General features: G+C 60.1%; 12 protein-coding genes and 2 pseudogenes. 3 read left to right on the forward strand and 11 right to left on the reverse strand.

Annotated elements, in window-relative coordinates:
- Nucleotides 1-18 precede the first annotated feature (18 nt).
- From RHM58_RS27635 to RHM58_RS27645, 3 genes and pseudogenes are all read right to left on the reverse strand, one after another.
- Nucleotides 19-1598, reverse strand: a pseudogene (locus RHM58_RS27635) (aldehyde dehydrogenase (NADP(+))).
- A 10-nt stretch (nucleotides 1599-1608) separates the two neighbouring features.
- Nucleotides 1609-2601: an AraD1 family protein gene (gene araD1, locus RHM58_RS27640; protein ID WP_322268773.1), complete on the reverse strand. Its 993-nt coding sequence runs from the start codon at nucleotides 2599-2601 to the stop codon at nucleotides 1609-1611.
- A 150-nt stretch (nucleotides 2602-2751) separates the two neighbouring features.
- Entirely contained in the window at nucleotides 2752-4074 is a 1323-nt protein-coding gene (locus RHM58_RS27645) for an MFS transporter (protein ID WP_201203031.1), read from the reverse strand.
- A 194-nt stretch (nucleotides 4075-4268) separates the two neighbouring features.
- Between RHM58_RS27645 and RHM58_RS27650 the strand changes: the two genes are divergently transcribed.
- The gene (locus RHM58_RS27650; RefSeq protein WP_322268774.1) at nucleotides 4269-6005 is read left to right on the forward strand and encodes an IlvD/Edd family dehydratase; all 1737 of its coding nucleotides are present in this window, start codon (nucleotides 4269-4271) and stop codon (nucleotides 6003-6005) included.
- A gap of 251 nt (nucleotides 6006-6256) precedes the next feature.
- Nucleotides 6257-6985, forward strand: a complete 729-nt coding sequence (locus RHM58_RS27655) for a FadR/GntR family transcriptional regulator (RefSeq protein ID WP_201203027.1) — start codon at nucleotides 6257-6259, stop codon at nucleotides 6983-6985.
- A 106-nt stretch (nucleotides 6986-7091) separates the two neighbouring features.
- Here the strand turns inward: RHM58_RS27655 and RHM58_RS27660 are convergent, their stop codons facing one another.
- From RHM58_RS27660 to RHM58_RS27695, 8 genes and pseudogenes are all read right to left on the reverse strand, one after another.
- Nucleotides 7092-9467, reverse strand: coding sequence for an efflux RND transporter permease subunit (locus RHM58_RS27660; protein WP_416195344.1), 2376 nt, complete (start codon nucleotides 9465-9467; stop codon nucleotides 7092-7094).
- Nucleotides 9468-9506: 39 nt separating this feature from the next.
- Nucleotides 9507-10559: a WD40/YVTN/BNR-like repeat-containing protein gene (locus RHM58_RS27665; RefSeq protein WP_201203024.1), complete on the reverse strand. Its 1053-nt coding sequence runs from the start codon at nucleotides 10557-10559 to the stop codon at nucleotides 9507-9509.
- A 1128-nt stretch (nucleotides 10560-11687) separates the two neighbouring features.
- The gene (gene pepN, locus RHM58_RS27670; RefSeq protein WP_322268775.1) at nucleotides 11688-14345 is read right to left on the reverse strand and encodes an aminopeptidase N; all 2658 of its coding nucleotides are present in this window, start codon (nucleotides 14343-14345) and stop codon (nucleotides 11688-11690) included.
- A 10-nt stretch (nucleotides 14346-14355) separates the two neighbouring features.
- Nucleotides 14356-15185 (reverse strand): annotated as a pseudogene (locus tag RHM58_RS27675) (DUF2797 domain-containing protein).
- Complete coding sequence (locus RHM58_RS27680) at nucleotides 15182-15442, reverse strand: YeaC family protein (protein ID WP_133836178.1); 261 nt, start codon at nucleotides 15440-15442, stop codon at nucleotides 15182-15184. The pseudogene RHM58_RS27675 and the gene RHM58_RS27680 overlap by 4 nt, the downstream one beginning before the upstream one ends.
- Before the next feature lie 33 nt (nucleotides 15443-15475).
- Nucleotides 15476-16345 (reverse strand): rhomboid family intramembrane serine protease, encoded by an 870-nt coding sequence (locus tag RHM58_RS27685; RefSeq protein ID WP_201257577.1) that lies wholly within the window; start codon nucleotides 16343-16345, stop codon nucleotides 15476-15478.
- Complete coding sequence (locus RHM58_RS27690) at nucleotides 16342-17313, reverse strand: metallophosphoesterase (RefSeq protein ID WP_322268776.1); 972 nt, start codon at nucleotides 17311-17313, stop codon at nucleotides 16342-16344. The genes RHM58_RS27685 and RHM58_RS27690 overlap by 4 nt, the downstream gene beginning before the upstream one ends.
- Complete coding sequence (locus RHM58_RS27695; protein ID WP_010459816.1) at nucleotides 17313-18203, reverse strand: NAD(+) kinase; 891 nt, start codon at nucleotides 18201-18203, stop codon at nucleotides 17313-17315. The genes RHM58_RS27690 and RHM58_RS27695 overlap by 1 nt, the downstream gene beginning before the upstream one ends.
- A 105-nt stretch (nucleotides 18204-18308) precedes the next feature.
- Between RHM58_RS27695 and RHM58_RS27700 the strand changes: the two genes are divergently transcribed.
- Complete coding sequence (locus tag RHM58_RS27700; RefSeq protein ID WP_201202716.1) at nucleotides 18309-19259, forward strand: DUF1853 family protein; 951 nt, start codon at nucleotides 18309-18311, stop codon at nucleotides 19257-19259.
- The last annotated feature ends 100 nt before the right edge of the window (nucleotides 19260-19359 follow it).

Below are 19359 nucleotides of genomic sequence, written 5' to 3' on the forward strand. Positions count from 1 at the left end.
GGGGATTGCGTTTGGCTGTTAGAGCGCGTCGCGCGAGGGTTTGCCGTCCACCAAGCGCTGAATTCGCAGCGGGTTGCCGTTTTTCAAGGGCTCAGGCAGCAAGCTGTCGGGGTAGTTCTGGAAGCACACCGGGCGCAGGAAACGGTCGATGGCCAAGGTGCCCACCGAGGTGCCGCGTGCATCGGACGTCGCCGGATACGGCCCGCCGTGAACCATCGAATCGCAGACTTCCACGCCGGTCGGATAGCCGTTAAGCAGGATTCGTCCGACCTTTTGCTCCAGCAACGCCGTCAGTTCGTTGAACTGTTCAAAGTCTGCCGACTCGCCAATGATCGTCGCCGTCAGTTGCCCGTGCAGCCCGTTCAACGCGGCGCTGAGCTGCGCCTGATCCGCGACTTCTACGAACACCGTGGTCGGACCAAACACTTCTTCCTGCAAGACTTCATCGCCATCGATCAACAGGCTGACATCCGCCTTAAACAACTGCGGTTGCGCCTGATTACCCTGTTGCGGGCTACCGGCCAAATGCTCAATACCCGGATGCGCCAGAAGCTTTTGCAGACCCTTGCCATAGCTGCTCAACGTCCCGGCGTTGAGCATGGTTTGCGCCGGCTGATCACCGATCAACCCCGCCACCAGTTGCGCGAACGCGCTGAACTGCGGCGAACGAATGCCAATCACCAACCCCGGATTGGTACAGAACTGACCACAGCCCTGCACGACCGACGCCGTCAGGTCACGTGCGATGGTTTCAGCCCGGACCGCCAGAGCCTGAGGCAACACGATCACCGGGTTGATGCTCGACATCTCGGCGAACACCGGAATCGGTTGCGGCCGTGCGGCGGCCATGTCGCACAAGGCGCGACCGCCCTTGAGCGAACCGGTAAAGCCTACCGCCTGAATCGCCGGATGCTTAACCAGCGCTTCACCAACTCCGCCGCCGTAGATCATGTTGAACACACCGGCGGGCATCGCAGTTTTTCCGCCGCTCGGATGATTGCATCGGCGACCCATTCTGCTGTCGCCATATGACCGCTATGCGCCTTGAACACCACCGGGCAACCGGCCGCCAGCGCCGAAGCGGTGTCACCACCAGCGGTAGAGAATGCCAACGGAAAGTTACTCGCACCGAATACTGCCACCGGGCCGAGGCCGATGCGGTACTGACGCAGGTCGGGACGCGGCAGCGGTTGGCGCTCAGGCAAGGCCTGATCGATCCGCGCGCCATAGAAATCGCCGCGCCGCAGAACCTTGGCGAACAAACGCATCTGGCCACTCGTGCGACCTCGTTCACCCTGGATACGGCCGGCGGGCAACGCGGTTTCGCGGCAGACCACGGCGACAAAGTCATCGCCCAACGCGTCGAGTTCATCGGCGATGGCGTCCAGGAATTGCGCCCGTCGTTCGGCACTCAGGCTGCGATAGGCCGGGTATGCGCTGGCAGCAGCCTTGGCGGCAGCGTCCACTTCTTCCGGAGTCGCCTGGTAGAAATCGCCGGGCAAGGCATCGCCCGTCGTGGCGTCGACGCTTTGCAGTTTAACGGCGCCGGTCGCGCGGCGCTGGCCGCCGATGTAGTTGTGGCCAAGGATCTGGGTCATGCGGATCTCCTTAAAGGGTGCCGACGGCGCCAGGTTCGAACGCCGCGGTCACCGGCGCTATGCCGTTGATCAATGGCGCGCCGAACTCGGCCTGGCTGATTTCAAACACGTCACCCGGTTGGGTGCGGATGCCATCGGCGAAGGACAGGGTCGCGGTGCCGAAGAAGTGAATGTGCACGTCCCCCGGTCGCAGGAACTGGCTGTATTTGAAGTGGTGGTATTCAAGGTTTTCAAGGCTGTGGCACATGTTGGCTTCGCCGCTGAGGAACTCGTTCTGCCACAACACCTCACCATCACGCAGGATGCGGCTGGTGCCTGCCAGGTGTTGAGGCAGTTCACCGACCCGAAGTTCCGGACCATAGCTGCAACTGCGCAATTTCGAGTGCGCGAGGTAGAGGTAATTCTTGCGCTCCATCACGTGGTCGGAGAACTCGTTGCCCACCGCGTAGCCGAGGCGATACGGCTTGCCGTCGTGGCCAATAACGTAGAGGCCGCTGAGTTCGGGCTCTTCGCCGGCATCTTCGGCGAACGGTGGCAGCGGGAACGGCTGGCCCGGTCGAACCACGATGCTGCCATCGCCCTTGTAGAACCATTCCGGTTGCACGCCCGCTTGGCCGGCCGCCGGTTTACCGCCCTCCACGCCCCACTTGAAAATGCGCATGGTGTCGGTCATCGCCGCTTCATCGCCAGTTTGCTGGTGCATTTTGTCGCGGGCCGAAGCGCTGCCTAGGTGAGTCAGGCCGGTGCCGCTGACCAGCATATGCGCCGGGTCCGGGTGATCCAGAGGTGGGAGGATACGCAAGCTGCTCAGCAACTCGGCATAGTCATGACTGACGCGCAGGCCCTGGTGTTGCACCTGTTGCTCAAGATTGATGCCCGCCTCGATCGCCGCCAGGGCCAGGTCGCGGACTGTGTACGCGCCCTTCACTTCCAACACTTGACCGGCTTCGACCACACCAACCCGGCGTTCGCCGTTAATCAATTCGAACTGAACTAAACGCATGATTTTCTCCTGTAAACAAATCTCGAAAACGCCGCAGCCCCCTGTGGGAGCGGGCTTGCTCGCGAAGGCGGTGTGTCAGTCACCACAGATGCTGAATGTGATGCCCCTTTCGCGAGCAAGCCCGCTTCCACAGGGGATTTGTGTGATATTTCAGGTACGAGTCGCGCCCCGAGCACTGGCCGCAAACTGATCCGCCGGCAACACATGCTTACGCTCCAGCAACCGGTAAACCACCCCCGTCAGCACCAGCCCAAACACCATTACCCCAGACAAGAAGTACAACCCCGAGGCCAGATTGCCGGTGTATTCCTTCAGCGCGCCGATCACGAAGGGCCCGATGTAGCCGCCGAGGTTGCCCACCGAGTTGATCAGCGCAATCCCCGCCGCCGCACTGGCACCGGCGAAGAACCGTCCCGGCAACGTCCAGAACACCGCCGTGCAGGAAAACAGTGCGAACGCCACTAGGCACAGCGCCGCCAGTTGCGCCACCGGCAATGTCAGCCAGGCGCTGAGAAACAGGCCGATGGCGCCCAGCACATACAGCACCGCCAAATGGCCGTAGCGATCATTCAAGCGGTCGGAACTGCGCGGGACGATCAGCAAACCGATGATCCCGAAGATATACGGCACCGAGGACACGAACCCCGTCACCAGGTCACTGCCGCCGAACTGCTTGATCAGCGTCGGCAACCACAAGCCCAAACCATAGATGCTCAACGTCACCGGCAGGTAGAACAGCGCCAGCAACAACACGCGCTTGTCTTTCAATGCATGCAATGGGTTGCCATGGCGGGTCTGGCCGTATTCGGCGAGGTCTTTTTTCAGTTCGCCGGTCAGCCAGTCCTTCTCGGCCTGGTCCAGCCATTTCACTTGTTGCGGGCCGTCGGGCAGGTAACGCAGCACCGGCCAGGTCAGCAGGATCGCCGGGGTGCCGATGACAATAAACAGCCACTGCCAGCCATGCAGACCGAGGGTGCCGTCCATGCCAAGCAAACCGCCGGACACCGGGCCGGTGATCATCATCGCGATGGGTTGGGAAAGGATGAACAGCCCGAGGATCTTGCCGCGATGGCGTACCGGGAACCATTGGGTGATGTAGTACAGAACGCCCGGGAAGAACCCGGCTTCAGCGGCGCCGAGCAGAAAGCGCATCACGTAGAAACTGTGCGGTCCCTGGACGAAGGCCATGCCGATGGTGATGGCGCCCCAGGTGATCATGATTCGCGCAAACCAGCGCCGCGCGCCGAAACGTTCGAGCATCAGGTTGCTGGGGATTTCCAGCAGGAAGTAGCCAATGAAGAACAGCCCGGCACCGAGGCCGTAGGCGGCGTCGCCGATACCAATGTCCGCGCCCATGTGCAACTTGGCGAAGCCGACGGCGGAGCGATCCACATAGGCGATCAGGTACAGCAGGATCAGGAAGGGAATCAGTTTCAGCGTGATGCGACGAATAAGCCGCAGTTCCTCGCTCATGGGGTCGGTCTCCGATTGTTGTTGTTATAGAACCTCGGGGGACGCCTCTCGCGGAAAACCGCCAGGGCCAATCCCTCCGTTGAAACCGACTATATAGTAATACTAATTAAGCAACAACGCTTCCAAAGCGCCGTTTTTGCGCTTATGTTATCCCTCATGTTGAACAATATAGTCATACAATAAGAGAGGCGATCATGTCTGATAAGAAACCCACCCTGCGCTCCGCCCAATGGTTTGGCACCGCCGACAAGAACGGCTTCATGTACCGCAGCTGGATGAAGAATCAGGGCATCGCCGACCACCAGTTCCACGGCAAGCCGATCATCGGCATCTGCAACACCTGGTCAGAACTGACCCCGTGCAACGCGCACTTCCGGCAGATTGCCGAGCACGTCAAACGCGGCGTGATCGAGGCTGGGGGCTTCCCGGTGGAATTCCCGGTGTTTTCCAACGGCGAATCGAACCTGCGCCCCACCGCCATGCTGACCCGCAACCTGGCGAGCATGGACGTTGAAGAAGCGATTCGCGGCAACCCGATTGACGGCGTGGTGCTGCTGACCGGTTGCGACAAAACCACCCCGGCCTTGCTGATGGGCGCGGCCAGTTGTGACGTGCCGACGATCGTCGTCACTGGCGGGCCGATGCTTAACGGCAAGCACAAAGGCCAGGATATTGGCTCGGGCACGGTGGTCTGGCAGCTCAGCGAACAGGTCAAGGCTGGCACCATTACCATCGACGATTTCCTTGCGGCCGAGGGCGGCATGTCCCGCTCGGCTGGCACCTGCAACACCATGGGCACCGCGTCGACCATGGCCTGCATGGCCGAAGCACTCGGCACTTCCCTGCCCCACAATGCGGCGATTCCGGCAGTGGATGCGCGGCGTTATGTATTGGCGCACATGTCCGGCATGCGCGCGGTGGAGATGGTCCGCGAAGACTTGAAGCTGTCGAAGATCCTGACCAAGGAAGCCTTCGAAAACGCCATTCGCGTGAACGCCGCCATCGGCGGTTCGACTAACGCCGTCATCCACTTGAAAGCCATCGCCGGGCGCATCGGCGTTGAATTGGACCTGGACGACTGGACCCGCATCGGGCGCGGCATGCCGACCATCGTCGACCTGCAACCGTCCGGGCGTTTCCTGATGGAAGAGTTCTACTACGCCGGTGGTTTGCCGGCGGTATTGCGCCGCCTCGGTGAAGCCAATCTGATCCCGAATCCGAACGCCTTGACGGTCAACGGCAAGACCCTCGGCGAGAACACCAAGGACGCGCCGATCTACGGCCAGGATGAAGTGATCCGCACCCTCGACAACCCGATCCGCGCCGACGGCGGCATCTGCGTGCTGCGCGGCAACCTCGCGCCGCTGGGTGCGGTGCTCAAGCCGTCCGCCGCCAGTGCTGAACTGATGCAACATCGCGGGCGTGCGGTGGTGTTCGAGAACTTCGACATGTACAAGGCGCGGATCAACGACCCGGAACTGGACGTGGATGCCAACTCGATTCTGGTGATGAAAAACTGCGGACCAAAGGGTTATCCGGGCATGGCTGAAGTCGGCAACATGGGTTTGCCGGCCAAGCTGCTGGCCCAGGGCGTGACCGACATGGTGCGGATTTCCGACGCGCGCATGAGCGGCACGGCGTATGGCACCGTTGTGCTGCACGTTGCACCGGAAGCCGCGGCAGGCGGGCCTTTGGCGGTGGTGAAGGAAGGCGACTTTATTGAGCTCGACTGCGCCAACGGGCGGCTGCACCTGGACATTCCGGATGCTGAACTCGCGGCGCGGATGGCCGATCTGCAACCACCGCCGCAGTTGATCGTCGGTGGTTATCGTCAGCTGTACATCGACCATGTGCTGCAGGCGGATCAGGGCTGCGACTTTGACTTCCTCGTCGGCTGCCGCGGCTCCGAAGTCCCGCGCCATTCTCACTAATCGAAGCGCAATATTGCTGAAACAGAAAACCTGTGGCGAGGGAGCTTGCTCCCGTTCGCCTGCGCAGCAGGCGCCAATAGATCAACGCGGCCTGCCTGACAAATCGTGATTACCGTTATGGGGGCTGCTCCGCAGCCCAGCGGGAGCAAGCTCCCTCGCCACAGGTACCCGCTAATTTCAGGCCTGATGATTGCCCACGACGCCTGCTATCATGCGCCAAACCCCCATCGCCCAGGATCGCGCCGTTCCCCATGGATTACCGCAAACCCTCCGACCGCAAAAGCATGCACTCGCGCATTGTCCAGGAACTGGGCATGCAGATCGTCTCCGGACGCTTCAAGCCCGACGACAAACTGCCCGCCGAAGCCCTGTTGTGCGAAGAGTACGCGGTCAGTCGTCCGGTATTGCGCGAAGCCACCCGGGTGTTGGTCGCCAAGGGCCTGGTGTATTCCCGTCCGCGGGTCGGCACGGTGGTCAAGGCGCGCAAGGAATGGCACATGCTCGATCCGGATGTGCTGCACTGGCTGATGCAAAGCAGCCCGCAAAATGAATTTTTCAGCCTGCTAACCAGCGTGCGCAGCATCATCGAACCGGCCGCTGCAGCCCTCGCCGCGCAATACGCTACCGACGCGGACATCGCCTCCATCGGCGAAGCCTACCAACGGATGGAAGCTGCACCGACGCCCGAAGCGCTGTTGCAGCCGGACCTGGACTTCCACAGTCGCATCGCCGATGCGACCCACAACGACTTGCTGGCCAACCTGTGCAACATGTTGTCGGTGGCGATTGCCGAAGCGTTGAAGCATTCCAACCAGCGACCGAACCTGCATGAACTGGCGTTGCCAAGGCACAAGGCGATTCTGACCGCTATCGAGAATCGTGATGCGCTGGGTGCGCGGCATGCGACGCTGGTGCAGCTCGATGATGCACGCAGTGCTTTGAATGTCGTGCTTGGCACAGATCCTACAAACCAGCACTGAACCCCTGTGGGAGCGAGCAAGCTCGCTCCCACATTGGATTTGTGTGAAGCCGTCAGGCATAAAAAAGCCGCAACCTGAGTTGCGGCTTTGTTGTTTCAGCGACTGATCAGTGAGCAAACAACGAATTGCCCTTCTGCCCCGCCAGTTTCTCCGGTTTGATAAGGAACCGCGCCAGCGCCGGCAGCAGCCACAGTGCGCCGAACATGTTCCACAACAGCATGAAGGTCAGCATCAAGCCCATGTCGGCCTGGAACTTGATGGCCGAGAAGATCCAGGTGCACACGCCGATGGCCAGGCACAGACCGGTGAACAGCACGGCTTTACCGGTGGACTTCAGCGTCTGGTAATACGCCTCTTGCAGCGGCAGGCCGGCACGCAGGAAGCTTTCCAGACGGCTATAGATGTAGATGCCGTAATCCACGCCAATTCCCACACCCAGCGCCACCACCGGCAGGGTCGCGACTTTCACGCCGATGCCCATGAAAGCCATCAGGGCGTTACCGAGCACCGAGGTCAGCACCAGCGGCAGCACGATGCACAAGGTCGCCGCCCAGGAACGGAAGGTGATCATGCACATGGTCGCGACGCAGATGTACACCAGGATCAGGATCGTCAGCTCCGATTCCTTGATGACTTCGTTGGTCGCCGCTTCGATCCCGGCGTTACCGGCGGCGAGGATGAATTCCAGGCCGTCCTTGTTGTTTGCCTTGGCGAAGTCCTGCACCGCATGCACCGCGCGGTCCAGGGTCGCGGCCTTGTGATCGTTGAGGAACACCAGCACCGGCGCCAGGGAGCAGCTGTTGTTGTACAGGCCATCAGCCCGGGCGATGGAGTTGTTCAGTACATCCGGGTTGCGCGACAGGGTTTCCCATTTCAGGTTGCCCTCGTTCATGCCCTTGATCATCTGCTTGGACACGGTCACCAAGGAGATCGCCGACTGCACGCCCTCGGTGTTCTGCATCTTCCACATCAGCTCATCGATCGGCGCCATGGCTTCGTAACGCGAGCAACCTTCAGCCTTGGTCTTGACCATCACCACCAACACGTCGGAGCTGGTGGAGTAGTTGTTGATGATGAAGTTATTGTCCTTGTTGTAGCGCGAGTCTGGACGCAATTCTGGTGCGCCTTGGTCGAGGTCACCGATTTTCAGGTTTTGGCTGTACCAGAGGCCGCCACCGAAGGCGAACAGGGCCAGGACAATGGAAACCGGGGCGACTTTCTTGCTGGCAAAGTTCGATAACAGGCGCCAAAACGGGTGCTCGCGGACCGCATCTTTTTTGCTGCGCTCGACCGCACGTTTGCTGATGCCAACGTAGGAAATCGCCACCGGCAGCAGAATCAGGTTGGTGAACACGATCACCGCAACGCCGATGGACGCGCCGATCGCCAGTTCGCGAATAACGCCAATGTCGATAATCAGCAACGTGATGAAGCCGACCGCGTCCGCGAGAATCGCGATCATCCCTGGCAGGAACAGTTGCCGGAAGGTTCGCCGCGCGGCGGTTAGTGCGTTATCGGCCTCGCTGGACTGCAAGGCGATCCCGTTGATTTTCTGCACGCCGTGGGAAATACCGATGGCGAAGATCAGGAACGGCACCAGCATCGAATACGGATCGAGCCCGAAACCAAAGGCGTGCATCAACCCGAGTTGCCAGACCACCGCCACCAGCGTCGTACTCAACACCGCCACGGTGCTGCGCATGCAGTTGGTGAACCAGTACAGCAGGATCAAGGTGATAACGAAGGCAATGCCGAAGAACATCACCACCATGACCAGCCCATCGATCAGGTCGCCGACTTTCTTGGCGAAACCGACAATGTGGATCTTCACGTTAGGGTTCTGGGCTTCAAACTTGTTGCGGATCTTGTCTTCGAGTTCGTGGGAGAACTGGCGATAGTCCAGTGCCAGCAACTTGCCCTGGTCTTGCGGGTCCGGGTAGGACTCCAGCAGCGGAATGTCGACGATGCTCGACTTGAAGTCGTTGGACACCAACCGCCCGACCTGACCGGACTTGAGTACGTTGTTGCGCAGCAGATCGAGACTTTCCTGGGAGCCGTCGTAGCTCTGCGGAATCACTTCACCACCGGCGAAGCCCTCCTCCGTCACCTCGGTCCAGCGTACGCTCGGGCTCCACAGCGACTTGAGGCCGGAACGGTCAACGCCGGAGATGTAGAACACCTCATCGTTGATCTGGCGCAGGGTCTCCATGTACTCCTTGGAGAAGATGTCGCCGTCGGTGGCTTCCACCGAGATCCGCACCGTGTTGCCGAGGTTTGCCAGATCGTTGCGGTGCTCCATCATCTTTTGAATGAACGGATGCTCGAGCGGGATCATTTTTTCAAAACTGGTGGACGGCCGAATTAGCGTCGCCTGCCAGAACAGGAAAATACTCACTAGCAGGCAGATGACGATCACTGCCGGGCGGTTGTTGAAAATCAGGCGTTCAAGAAACGTCGCCTTGTCTTGGTGATGACTTGTCATGGATGTCATGTCTCCGCCCTTCTTATTATGTGGCCCGGCTTATTTGCTGAGCTCGGCGCCGGTTGGCGAAGTGGCGCGAACGCCGCCCTGTCCTGCCAGAATCAGATTGCCGTTACCTGCGGCAGTGACCGCCGACACGGAAATCCGGTCCGGGCGGTTGAACACCGTGAAGGTTTCGCCGTTGTCGCTGCTGCTGATCACCGAACCGCCGTTGCCGACGATCACGATGGAGCCGTCATCGAGCAACGTCGCGCCGGACAGGCCGAACTCCAGCATGCCGCGTGCGGCCTTCAACTCGATCGGCGCCCAGGTGGTGCCGAAATCGGTGGAGCGAAACAGATTCCCGCGCAGCCCGTAGGCCAGCAAGGTGTTGGGCTGCGCCGTGCCGATCACGCCGAACAGCGAACCTTGATACGGACCTTCGAGCTTTTCCCAGGTCTGGCCCCAATCAGCGGAGCGAAACATACTGCCCTGCTCACCGACGACAAACAGCCCGGCATCCTTGACCGCGGCAATGGCGTTGAGGTGGAACTGGTCGGTGTTGTCGAGGCGGTCGCTGACATCTGCCCAGTTCTTGCCGCCGTCAGTGGTTTCCAGCAACGCGCCATAAGCACCCACGGCAAAGCCGCTGTTGACGTCCTTGAACCAGACATCGAGCAGCGGTGCTTCGCGTTTCAGGTCTTCGAATTGTTTGGTCCAGGTAACGCCACCGTCTTCACTGGCGAGGATTTGCGCGTCATGCCCGACGGCCCAGCCGTGTTTGTCATCGACAAAAAACACCGCCGTCAGCAGTTGCCGGGTCGGCACTTTGGCCTGGGTCCAGGTCGCGCCCTGGTCATCGGAATACAGGATATGCCCACGATCCCCGACCGCCACCAGGCGTTTGCCAGCGTGGACGACATCGAGCATCAGGCTTTTGGCAGCCTTGGCGGATTCAACGGCATACACCGTATCGGCTGCTTGCGCGTCGGCGGCAATCACCGGTGCCGACAACACGGCGCAGCCCAACAGCGAGAGCGCTGTAGCCAGCAACGCGAACTTGCGTAATGCCGGCGGGCGGCAAATACCCACACCCATGACAGGCTCACTCATAGACCTTCCCCCATTATTATTGTTAGGTCGTTCAACCTTTCAGGGCGCCGTAAGGGGTGCTCGTGGCGATTGGCTGTTCAGGAGCATAGTCCTGAAACCCGCAATCCAGAGCCCCTTCGGAAGCTGGCTTATCCTATCGGGCTTTGGAAAGGTCTGACAATCGACGCCACGTTATGTTTTGTTAACCTGAGGGGGTTGGGGTTTTTCTGAATGATTGGGTATTAGATCGGGTGATTGGGCTGTGCTGTTGGATGGTTGGATGGGTTGCTGAGGGTTGTGTGTATATCCGTTGCTGCGGTAATGGCTTCTGGCGGTTTCGCTCTTACAGCGACTCACTTTTCCAGACGCCGAAAAGTAAGCAAAAGGCTTCGCCCCGGCGTACGGCATCTCGCTTCGCTCGATGTACCCTCGCTACGGTGTCCATCAGGGGGCATCGCCTACGGTCTGCTTCGCTACGACCTCCTCTCGATGTGTTCGGCTTCGCCGAACGGCGCTGCGCGCCTAACCCCCTGATGAACACCTACGCTCGGCCTGCCGAAGGGGCGAGAGATCAAAAGCAGGATCAAGATCCAGATCAAAAGCCACAGCCACAGCCACAGCCACAGCCACAGCCACAGCCAAATCCAGGTCGAAATCCAGAGCCAGATCAAAAATCGCAGCCTTCGGCAGCTCCTACAAAGCCCGGTAAATCCCCTCCGCCCTTCACCACTCATCAGGCCGAGCGTTAGCTCGCCTGCAGCTTTTGATCTTGCTCTGCCCGCCCCTTCGGGAGGCTGAGTGGAGGTGTTCAGCTGGGGGTGGGCGCGTAGCGCCGTGCGGCGAAGCCGCACACATCGAGAGGAGGTCGAAGCGAAGCCGACCGTAGGCGATGCCCCCAGATGAATACCGGAACGAAGGCACGCCGAGCCTAAGCGAGGGGCCGGACGCTCGGGGCGAGCCTTTTTTTGCTTACTTTTTTTGGCGTTTGAAAAAAAGTGAGTCGCCGTAAGGGCGAAACCCTAAGCCGCCGTTACCGCAGAAATGGATATGTACTCAGTCAACAAATAATAGGTCGGCTATCAGGCCGCCTTCGCGGGCAAGCCTCGCTCCTACAGGGTTCGAGTGAACCCTGAGGGAACAAGACCAAACTCAAGCCAGGCTCTTGCTGACCACTTCAAACACATCACTGGACAACTGACCCGAACCACGAATCCGCTCCAGCTCACCTTTCATCAACGCCTGACGAGCACCGTCATACTTGCGCCAGCGAGTCAGCGGCGCCAACTGTCGAGAAGCGATCTGCGGATTAAACCCGTTCAACTCAATCACCAAATCAGCGAGGAAGCGATACCCCGAACCATCCGCCGCATGGAAGTTGATCAGGTTCTGCCCGGCAAACGCGCCCACCAAAGCCCGCACCTTGTTCGGGTTCTTCATATTGAACGCCGGATGCTCCATCAACTGACGAACCCGCGCCAAACCACCCGGCAACGTGCTGCCGGCCTGCACGCTGAACCACTGATCCATAACCAGCGGATTGTCCTTGAAGTGTTCGGCGAAACTGGTCAGGGACGTGGCTTTCTCGTCTTCGAACGACGAGTTGACCAATACTGCCAACGCCGTCAGGCGCTCGGTCATGTTGTCGGCGGTTTCGAACTGTTCCAGCGTCGCCGCCAACACCTCAGGCTTACCGCTGAGCATCAGGTACGACAGCGCAATGTTCTGCAACGCGCGACGAGCGAAATGCTCGGCCTCGGCCACGTATGGGGTTTTCTTCGACAGGTCGCGGTTAGCCTGATAACGCAGCCACAGCGCTTCGAACAAGTTTTCCGCCAGTTGCTTGCGAACGAACTCGCGAGCGGTGTGAATCGCATCGACATCAGCCACTTCGCTGATTTCCGTCAGATAGGCTTCACCCGGCAGCGAAAGCATTTCCGCGACCATGGCCTGATCCAGCGTCTCGTCGGTCAACACAGTGTGCAATGCCGAAATCAGTCGCTGATCCAGTACCAGTTTCTCGCCCTTCTGTTGCTGGGCAATCAGCTCTTGCAGCACCTGCACCGACAACTGCTGACCGGCATCCCAGCGGTTGAAACCGTCGCTGTCGTGCTGCATCAGGAACATCAGTTGATCGCGGTTGTACGGGAAGCTCAGTTTCACTGGTGCCGAGAAGCCACGCAGCAGTGAAGGCAACGGCTGATCAGCGATGTCGACGAACGTAAAGGTCTGTTCGGCTTCGGTGACCGAAATCACCCGCGAAGTGCCTTGTGCCGCAGCTTCGCCGGACAGACGCAACGCAATCGCCGCACCTTTTGAATCCAGCAGGCCCAGTTCCACGGGAATCACGAACGGCAGCTTTTCAACCTTGTCCGGAGTTTGCGGGCAGCTCTGGCGGAAGGTCAGACTGTAGGTTTTCGCAGCCGCGTCGTAAGACTCGCTCACCGCCAGTCGCGGTGTACCCGCCTGGCTGTACCAGCGTTTGAATTGGGTCAGGTCGACACCGTTGGCGTCTTCCATGGCTTTGATAAAGTCGTCGCAGGTCACGGCCTGGCCGTCGTGGCGATCGAAGTACAGGTCGCTGCCTTTACGGAAACCTTCGGCACCGAGCAAGGTGTGGATCATGCCGACCACTTCCGAGCCCTTTTCGTACACGGTCAGGGTGTAGAAGTTGGAAATCTCGATAAAGCTGTCCGGGCGCACGGCGTGAGCCATTGGACCTGCATCTTCAGCGAACTGGTGGGTACGCAGGTATGCCACGTCCTGAATGCGCTTGACCGTGGCCGAGTTCATGTCGGCGGAGAAGCCGGAATCGCGGAACACAGTGAAGCCTTCCTTGAGCGACAACTGGAACCAGTCGCGGCAGGTCACGCGGTTGCCCGACCAGTTGTGGAAGTATTCGTGGGCAACGATCGCCTCGACCCGCTGGTGCGCAGCATCGGTCGCGGTTTCGGCCCGGGCCAGCACGGCGCTGGAGTTGAAGATGTTGAGGCCCTTGTTCTCCATGGCGCCCATGTTGAAGTCGTTGACCGCTACGATCATGAAGATGTCCAGATCGTATTCGCGACCGTAGACCTCTTCGTCCCAGCGCATCGACTTCTTCAGGCTGTTCATCGCGTGCTGGCACTTGTCGATGTTTTCCGGCTCGACGTAGATGCGCAGCGCCACGGTGCGCTCGGTCATGGTGGTGAAGGTGTCTTCGACACACCACAAGTCACCGGCCACCAGCGCGAACAGGTAGGCCGGTTTCTTGAACGGGTCTTCCCAGGTCGCCCAGTGCCGACCGTCTTCGCCAGGGCCGCTGGCAATCGGGTTGCCGTTGGACAGCAGCACCGGATAGCTGTGCTGCTCGGCGACCACGGTGGTGGTGAACGTGCTCATCACGTCCGGGCGGTCGAGGTAATAGGTGATCTTGCGGAAGCCTTCGGCCTCGCACTGGGTGCAGAACATGGTGCCGGATTTGTACAGGCCTTCCAGCGCCGTGTTGGTTTCCGGGTGGATCTTGACACTGGTATCGACTGTGAACGTGGTGCTGGTCGGGTGCAGGGTCAGGTGATTTTCCGTCAACTGGTAGTCGGCAGCAGTCAATTCGCTATCGGCCAGGGTGACCGACAGCAACTCAATCTGCTGGCCGTCCAGTACCAGCGGCGGCAGGCCCGGGCCACGCTCGGGATTGCGGCGCATCACCAGTTGCGCATGGACCAGACTGTGGTCCTCGAACAACTCGAAGGTCAGGTGTGTCTCGTCGATCAGGTACTCGGGCGCCTGATAGTCCTTCAGGTAGATCATCTTCGGTTGTTCGGTGCGCATACTGGAGTCCTTACTGATGCACGGCGAGCTGGTAAGCCGTGTATTTACGAATATTGATCACGCCGGTGTCGAAGATCAGGTATTGGCCTTTGATCCCCAGCAGCGTGCCTTCGGCAATCGGGTTCTTGTCCAGGTTGAAGCTGACGATTTTGGCCGGGTATTGCTCAATTGGATATCGGATCTCGAGGACGTCTACGTCGGCAATAGTCTGGATTGCCTGTAGTCCAAATCGTTCCTGCAAACCTAGTAAACCTTCGGCGCAGCTATCAAACAGCTGATCACGGATTTCCATCAGGTTCACTGGCACAGCATCGCCCTTGAGTAAAGCACGCCAATTGGTCTTGTCAGCTACCTGACTGCGGAACAGGTCTTCGACGAAACCGGACTGCTGACGGGTCGAGACACGCATGATCGGCAAGGCCTGACGGGCGCCCTGGTCGATCCAGCGAGTCGGCATCTGGTTGGCGCGGGTAATCCCGACTTTCACCCCCGACGAGTTGGACAGGTAGACGATGTGATCGGTCATGCAGAACGTCTGGCCCCACTCCGGCTCACGGCAGGTGCCGGCGTCGAAATGGCAACGCTCCGGACTCATGATGCAGATGTCGCACTGGGCCAGTTTGGTCATGCACGGGTAGCAGTAACCCTGGCTGAAACTGGTTTTGGTCTTGCGTCCGCAATGGGAGCAGAAAATCCCCCCAGGTACTCCAGGCGCACGGTCGTACCGATCATTGGATTGACCGGCACCTCGGTGTCGCCCAGACGAAAAGCGTACTGCACGTTCGGCCCGTCAAGGCGCGCCGACATTTTGCTGATTGCACCGCGGCCAATCTCGATCAATGGATGGCATCCGACTTGAACAGGATGTTCGGCACGCTGATCGACTTCGAGCTGCATTCCTGCGGGCCCATGTAGCCGGTGCGTTCTTCTTCGGGCAGGTTCTGGATTTCCCAGGCGATCATCGCTTGCAGGGACAGTTCGCGCTGCTCGGCGGTGAGTTTGCCACCGTCGGACCATTTGCCGATTTCCACCGCCAGTTTCAGGCTCTGGTAGATATCGGGGGTGATGTTTTTGATCATTTCGTTAAAAGAGGACATCAGGGTCTCCGCGCTCTTTATTCAAATACGGTTTTAGACGGCGAGTTTACGGCGGTTGTACAAACCGCCCAACAAACCGGTGAAGCATCCGATGAGTAACCCGCCGACGTGGGCCGCGTTGGCAATTTCACCGAAACCGATCATCGAGATCAGTCCGGACATGCACAACACCAACCACACCAGCATCATCACCAATACGCCGCGCGGCAGGCGATAGGCCGGGTTTGGCGACAGCAACTGGAAGATCCAGCAATGCCCGAGCAAGCCGTACAGCACGCCGGACAAGCCGCCGAACAGGTTCGCACCGCTGTAATAATACTGGGCGTAGTTGGAAACAAGGCTGAACAGCAAGGTCAGGCCAATCAGGTTGATGCTGCCCTGACGCGCCTCGATGCGCCGCCCCAGTTCCCAGTACCACATGCCGTTCATGGCCAGGTGCAGGAAGCCAAAGTGGATCAGCATCGGCGTCACCAGACGCCACCACTGCCCCGCTGCCAGGCTGTCGGCCAGCGGTCTGAAATGGATGTACTCGCCGACCACGCGGAAATCGAGGAAGGTAAACCAGCGCATCGTGTCGAGGTTTTCGCCCAGCAGCGTGATGGCGCCGACGATCACACTCAGCAACAGAACAAATGCGGTCGCCTTGCTGTAGCGCAACTGTTCGACAAAACCCGGGCGACGCATAGTTTGCGCTACCGGAATGTCAAGTTGCTGATCGGGATCACCGGCCGGGAAGCGTTCATACAACGAACGCACGTCCTCGCTGATGTTGGCAGGCACCCACAGCACCTGCTCGCCCGCCTCCTCGCTGACCCGATGCGGCACTTGCATGCGCTGCAACAGCTTGACAAACCCGCTCAGGTCCGCCGTCAGAGGCAGGCGTAATACGGCAACGGTACTCATTGCAGCACCTCCGGCCGTTCGACATCGACCCAGACAAATTTATGCGGGTCGAGATGGGTTTCCTGGTCTAGGCGATAGGCCACGAGCTTGCCGTAAAGCACCGCGCTGTAATCCAGACAAGCGAGGTTCGGCCGGATCGGCGCCGGTTTGCCGCTGCGCCAGTAGTGGCCGACGAACAACAGAGGCTCATCGATGCCGTAACGCAGCAAAGTGTTTTTTTCGCTGGACGACAGTGGCGTACGGGCCACCGGTTCAGGCAAGGCGTCGGGTTGGAACACAATGTCTCCATAGGTTTGCGGGTCGTCTTCCCAGAACTTGGTGCGGAAGAACGAACGCGTCAGGCCATCGCCACTGGTCATGGTCTGGCCATCGGGCAGGCGCATATCGGTGCCGCGCAGCAGGCGATCGAATACGGTGCAGGCGAAACTGCCCGGCACGGCCGAGGCCTGGAGAAAATGCTCATCGACGCAACCATTGGGAAACAGCGCGCGCAACGGCTCGATCAGGCCGGCGTCCCAGCAGGCATGCACGACGCGGAAACGTCCGGCATCGACGAACAAGGGCAACTCGTAGAACCATTGCTGGAAGTCATGCCAGTCGCCGGGATGATCTTCAAATTGCGTCAGGGTTTCCCCCAGCAGCCGGGCGTGGCGCGGGGTGTGCTCACGCACGAAATGCTTGCCGCTGCCGGGCGGTGCCGGAGTGCTCCAGCCCAGCGCGTTGAACTCATGGTTGCCCATGATGCACAGCGCCTGGCCGGCCTCGACCATGCCGTGGACGATGTGCAGCGCTTCGCGAATCCGCGGGCCACGGTCGATGATGTCACCGACGAACACCGCCATACGCGACGGATGCCGCCAGACGCCACCTTGTTTGTGATAACCGAGCCGGTCGAGCAAGTGCTCAAGGGTCAGAGCGCAACCGTGCACGTCACCGATCAGGTCGTAGCTTCGCGCGGGATCGAGCATCAGTCGCCTCCACCACCCAATCGACTGCCCCAACCGAGCTTGGTCCGGCACACTTCGTAGTAGTTGTGGTCGAGGGGGTGAATCAGCCGCAACTTCTGGGCCTTTTTGCTGATGGTGATGGTGTCGCCCGGCGCGCAGGTGAAGTGGTTCTGCCCATCACAGGAGACTTGCGGGTAGATCTGCATATCCTTGGACACGACGATTTTCAGCTCACTGTTGCCATCGACCACAATTGGCCTGCCTGACAAGGTATGGGGGTACATCGGCACAATCACAATAGCGTCGAGCTTGGGGTGCATGATCGGCCCGCCTGCCGACAGCGCATAAGCGGTCGAACCAGTCGGTGTGGCGACGATCAGGCCGTCGGCCTTCTGGCTGCAGACGAACTGGCCGTCGATGTACAGCTCGAACTCGATCATTCGCGTCGATTTGCCAGGATGCAGCACCACGTCATTCAGCGCATCGCCCTGGCCAATGGCCTCGGCATGGCGACGGACTTCGGCTTGCAGCAGGAAGCGGTTTTCCACCAGATAGTGGCCGTCGAGCACTTCGGCGACTTTGACTTCCAGCTCATCGGGGCGAATATCGGTCAGGAAACCCAGGCTGCCGCGGTTGATCCCCAGCACCGGAATATTGTGCCGGGCCAGCGCACGAGCGGCGCCGAGCAGGCTGCCGTCACCGCCGACCACAATCACCATGTCACAGACTTCGCCGAGCATCTTGCGCGACGAGGTTTGCAGGCCATGGCCCGGCAGGACTTCGGCGATGGTGTCTTCGAGGATCACGTGCAGGTGACGATCGAGCAGAAACCGTTTCAGTCGGCGGACGGTATCCAGCACCTGCGAACTGCCCAGGCGACCGATGATGCCGATATTACGAAATTGCTCCATGGGGCTCCTGCGAGTTTCTGCGACGGGCTAAAGCGACGATTATGGGCGAAAGCACGGCGTAGACAAAACCCTTTCAGCCATGACTTAAGAGGCTATGCTCGCAGAATGATCTTATTCCCGGACTTGCTCCAGCTACCCCACCAGTTGCGCCACCCTGAAGTGCGCGACCTGGCTTGGGTCATCCTCGCGCCGCCGATGCTCGATGAAGTGCCGTGGCCGCAGCGCCATCCACTGGCCGGCAGCGACTGGGTGCAGGCGCCGGAACGCCTGGAGCACTGGCTGCGGCAACTGGATCGTGACAGTTATGACTTGCTGCACTGGCTGGCGCAGGCCCGGACCCGGCGTCTGGGCCTGTATTACGAACGCCTGTGGCAATACGCCGTGCGCCATGCGCCGGGCATCGAGCTGATCGCCGCCAATTTGCCGATTCGCCGCGAGGGTCACACCTTGGGCGAACTGGACATGCTGCTGCGTGATCGTGACGGCGTGCATCACCTGGAGCTGGCGATCAAACTCTACCTCGGCCCACAGAATGGCGATGGACACGACACCGCCCAGTGGCTCGGCCCCGGTTGTCATGATCGCCTGGACCGTAAACTGGCGCACTTGAGCCAGCATCAATTACCGATATCTGCCCGGCCAGAAAGCCGCGAAGTGCTGGCGGCGCTGGATATTCAGCAGTTCAGTGCGCATTTGTGGCTAGGCGGCTATCTGCTGTACCCGTGGCCGGGGCAGTCCGAGTCGCCGAGTGGCGCGCATCCGCAGCATTTGCGCGGTAGCTGGCTGCATCAGAAGGATTGGGCGGACTTTGTCGTGCAGCGCCCGCCAGGTCGTTGGCAACCCCTGCCCCGCCATGCCTGGCTGGCACCGGCGCACTATCCGGCGGAACAGACCTGGACCACTGAGCAGTTGGATACGTGGATCAGTGAGCTGGAGCCGCTGGCCCCGGCGCAGCTGATGGTGCGGCTGGCCGAGAATGCCAGTGGGGATTGGGAAGAAGCCGAGCGGTTGTTTCTGGTGGCGGATCTTTGGCCGAATGTGCCGGGTAGTGGTTGAGGATTTGTAGTGCCTGGACTGGCCTCTTCGCGAGCAAGCCCGCTCCCACATTGGATTTGTGTACGCCGCAAATCCCCTGTGGGAGCGGGCTTGCTCGCGA

Origin of the sequence: Pseudomonas sp. 10S4, from assembly GCF_034344865.1 — a bacterium.
Taxonomy (GTDB): domain Bacteria; phylum Pseudomonadota; class Gammaproteobacteria; order Pseudomonadales; family Pseudomonadaceae; genus Aquipseudomonas.